General features: G+C 71.1%; 6 protein-coding genes. 1 reads left to right on the forward strand and 5 read right to left on the reverse strand.

The genetic code is table 11. From position 1 onward, the window contains the following. The first annotated feature begins 151 nt into the window (after positions 1-151). On the forward strand, positions 152-922 hold the full coding sequence (locus tag QM582_RS03940; protein ID WP_415081946.1) for an adenosylcobinamide-GDP ribazoletransferase: 771 nt from the start codon (positions 152-154) through the stop codon (positions 920-922). Positions 923-1138: 216 nt separating this feature from the next. Here the strand turns inward: QM582_RS03940 and QM582_RS03945 are convergent, their stop codons facing one another. From QM582_RS03945 to QM582_RS03965, 5 genes are all read right to left on the reverse strand, one after another. Further along, a complete protein-coding gene (locus QM582_RS03945; protein ID WP_415081948.1) occupies positions 1139-1672 on the reverse strand; it encodes a bifunctional adenosylcobinamide kinase/adenosylcobinamide-phosphate guanylyltransferase in 534 nt (177 codons plus the stop codon). Positions 1673-1873: 201 nt separating this feature from the next. Next, positions 1874-2158: an acylphosphatase gene (locus QM582_RS03950; protein WP_415081949.1), complete on the reverse strand. Its 285-nt coding sequence runs from the start codon at positions 2156-2158 to the stop codon at positions 1874-1876. A gap of 121 nt (positions 2159-2279) precedes the next feature. After that, positions 2280-2495, reverse strand: coding sequence for a CsbD family protein (locus tag QM582_RS03955; RefSeq protein WP_415081951.1), 216 nt, complete (start codon positions 2493-2495; stop codon positions 2280-2282). Positions 2496-2592: 97 nt separating this feature from the next. Then, a complete protein-coding gene (locus QM582_RS03960; protein WP_415081952.1) occupies positions 2593-3054 on the reverse strand; it encodes an aminoacyl-tRNA deacylase in 462 nt (153 codons plus the stop codon). Positions 3055-3058: 4 nt separating this feature from the next. Beyond that, positions 3059-3487 (reverse strand): CBS domain-containing protein, encoded by a 429-nt coding sequence (locus tag QM582_RS03965; RefSeq protein ID WP_415081954.1) that lies wholly within the window; start codon positions 3485-3487, stop codon positions 3059-3061. Positions 3488-3699 lie beyond the last annotated feature (212 nt).

Genomic DNA, 3699 nt, shown 5'->3' on the forward strand with positions numbered 1-3699 from the left:
CCAGCCGTCCAGGGTGCGCGTACTCACCCGCCCATCATCGCAGCGCCCCCTCCCGCCCGCGCTCGCCTAACTATTTCGGGCTCGCCGAACTCGGCGAGCCCGAAATAGTTAGGCGAGCGCGGGCGGGAGGGGGCGCTGCGATGATGGGCGGGTGAGTACGCGCACCCTGGACGGCTGGCGGCTGGCGGTCGGAACCCTCACCGTGTTCCGGGTCGCGCCGCCGCAACGGGTCGATCGGGACACCGCCCGGACTGCCGCCCTGCTCGCCCCGGTCGCCTTCGCCCCGGCCGCCGTGCTGGCCGCCGGCGCCGCCGGGTTGCTGGCCATGGTGGTGCCGGGGACGGTGGCCGCGCTGCTGGCGGTCGGCCTGGTGGCCTGGCTGACCCGGGCGATCCACCTGGACGGGCTGGCCGACACCGCCGACGGACTGGGTTCCGGACGCCCCGCGCCCCGGGCCCTGGAGATCATGCGCCGCGGCGATGTGGGCCCTATGGGGGTGGTGACCCTGGTGGTGGTGCTCGGATTGCAGGTGGCGTCCGCGGCAGTGCTGCTGGAGCGCGGCTGGGGATGGCTGGCGGTGGCTCTGGCCCTGTGTGCCGGACGCGGGGCGCTGGTGATCGCCGCCCGTCGCGGGGTGCCCGCCGCTCGTCCGGACGGCCTGGGCACGGTCTTCGCCTCCAGCGTCCCGCTGGCCGCCGGTGCGACGCTCTGGGCTGTGCTGGCCGTCCCGCTGGCCCTCGGGGCCTGGCTGGCCGGGGCGTCCTGGTGGCTCGGGCCGCTGGCCGCGGCGGTCGGTGCGGCCCTGGCCTGGTACCTGGTCCGGGCCGCCACCCGGCGGCTCGGTGGCATCACCGGCGACGTGCTCGGTGCCGCCGTCGAAGTGGCGACGACCGGCGTCCTGATAGTGCTGGCCGCCGGCTAACTCGTTCGTCGGGGACGGTTCTCGTCGGTCGGGGACGGTTCTGGGGGTGTCGAGTTTCGTTCATCGGGGACGGTTCTAGGGCGATTCCGGCGGTCGAGAACCGTCCCCGGGATGCGAGTTCGGTCCCTCTAGAAGCGTCCCTAAGGTGCGGTTTTGGTCGGTCGAGAACCGTCCCTAAGGTGCGGTTTTCGTCGGTCGAGAACCGTCCCCGAGCGACTACAGGTGCAGGGGGCGTCCGGCCACCATCAGCACGACCTCGTCGCAGACGGTGGCGAGCCGTTGGTTGACCCGCCCGGTGAGGTCGGCGAACAGGCGTCCCGAGGCGTATTGCGAGACCAGCCCCCAACCGACTTCGTTGGTCACCGCCACCAGGGGGTGGTCGTGGTTGCGCCAGGCGTCCAGCAGTTCCAGTACGGCGTCGTCGAAGAGGTGCCGCCAGGAGTCGAACGGCTGGTCCCAGGTTCCCCAGGTGTCGATGGAGCGGGACAGCCAGGTGCCGATGCAGTCGATCAGCACGGGGGTGTCCGCCTCGGCGACGGCGTGGGCGATATCGAGGGTTTCCACGGTCCGCCAATGTGTGGGCCGGCGCTTCTGATGGCTGTAGACCCGGGCCGCCCACTCCGGGTCGGCCGCTGGATCGGCGGGGTAGCCGGGGGTGATGTAGCTCACCGGCCCTGCGTCGGCGAGCAGCATCTCGGCGTACAGCGATTTGCCCGAGCGCACCCCGCCGGTGACCAGAACCTTCGTCATGCACCCGACCCTACGCCGCGGGTGCCGTCCGCATCCGGGCCTCGGCGAATCTCCTCCGATGGGCCGTCGCCTCGCTCCGGCAGCACGATTTCATCGCGCCAAGAAATACCGATTTCCGCGCTCGATTCTTGCTAAAGCGTTTCACCTGAGGCGCGGAGCGCGTCGAGCGCGGAAATCGGTACCGCGGTCCGGGGCGCCGGACTATCCGCGAATCCCGAAGCCGCGCAGCGACGAATCGACCGGCACCCAGTCGACGGTGTGGTCGGTGACCCGGCCCGGACGCCCGCGCCGGGTGGGTTGCTCGATCAGCGCCCTGATCAGGGTGCCGAGGGCTTCCACCGAACCCTGTGCGCTGACCTCGACCCGGCCGTCGACCAGATTCTGGGCGTATCCCACCAGCCCGAGCTCACGGGCCAGCCCCATCGCCCACCAGCGGAACCCGACGCCCTGCACGTAGCCGTCGACCCGGATCACCGCGTGTTCCATGGCGTCCACCCTATCGGCGACGGCCCGAGGCGGCCGGGACATGATGACGGCGCCGCTCGGGGGACGCGGCGCCGTCGGGACCGTGACCTGTCTGAGCCACGGTGACTCGGTGGATCGAGGTTCAGTTGGTGGCCTTGTTCCAGGCCGCCTTGGCGTCTTCGGCGGCGTCCTTCACACCGTCCTTGACGGCCTCGCCGGCCTGCTTGGCCTTCGCACTGGCCTGATCGGCCGCACCTTCGGCCTGGAGTCGCTCGTTGTCGGTGGCGTCCCCGACGGCTTCCTTGATCTTGCCGCCGACCTCTTCGGCCTTGTTCTGGATCTTGTCGCCGATGCCCATGCTTCCTCCTTCGTGCGGTGCGGGATGCACTGGCCGCCAGGCTAGGTCGGCCCCCGGCGGTGCCCAACCACCCCTTCGGGTGGCTCGAGGTTGGGTCTCAGACGATGTCGGCGACGACCGCACCGAGGGCGGCGAGCATGGCGTCGGCGTCCACACTCATCGCGACGCCGTGGACGCCGCTGCCCATCGACACCCGGCGTCCGGCGATCGAGGCGTCCGCGATCACCGGCCAGGCGGTCGTAGCCCCGAATGGGGTGATCGTGCCGCGCCGGTAGCCGGTGGCGCGGTGCGCGGTCTCGGCGTCCGGCATGGACAGCCGCGACACCCCGAGCAGGGCGCGCAGCTTGGGCCAGGAGATCTCGGCGTCGCCCGGCACCAGGACGAACAGGAAGTCGTCCGCGGCCCGCCGCACCACCATCGTCTTGACGATGTCGCGCGGCTCGATGCCGCGGACGGCGGCGGCCTCGGCCAGCGAACTGACCGGCCCGTGCCGGGTCACCGTGACCTCCAGTCCGGACGCGCGGGCGGCGGTCGCCGCGGCAGGGTCGGTCGGCTCCACCGGCTCAGGCGTGCAGGTAGCCGAGCAGGTGGTTGCGCTCGTCCATCAGCTGGTCGATGCGGTGCTTGACCACGTCGCCGATGGAGACCACGCCGCGCAGCTCGCCGTCGACCAGCACCGGCAGATGCCGGATCCGCTGGTAGGTCATGGTGTGCGCCGTCTCCTCCAGGGTGTCGGCCGGCGAGCAGGTGTGCACCGTGGCGGTCATGATGTCGCTGACCCGGCGGCTCAGCACCGCGGCGCCCTGCGTGCCGAGTTCCCGGACGACGTCGCGCTCGCTGGCGATCCCGTCGATGTGCCGGCCGTCGGTGGAGACGATCGCCGCCCCGATCCGGTGTTCGCCGAGCAGCGCGACCAGTTCTTCCACAGACGCCGACGGTTCGATCGTGACGACTCCGGCGTCCTTGCCTCGGATGATGTCTTCGATCTTCATAGGGGGAAGGTACCCGCTGCGGGAGGGGCACGAAAGCGATTGGCGCAACTGCCGGTCGCCGTGCTCCCACCTGCTGGACGGGGCTCCCGGGCCCGGGAGCGGCCACCCAGTATTGTCGGGCCTGCTGATGGGCCGGCCCGACCTCCCACCCGGGCGCTCGCCTAACTATTTTCTGCTCGCGAAGCTTCGCGAGCAGAAAATAGTTAGGCGAG

Source organism: Micropruina sp., from assembly GCF_047607385.1.
Classification (GTDB): domain Bacteria; phylum Actinomycetota; class Actinomycetes; order Propionibacteriales; family Propionibacteriaceae; genus Micropruina.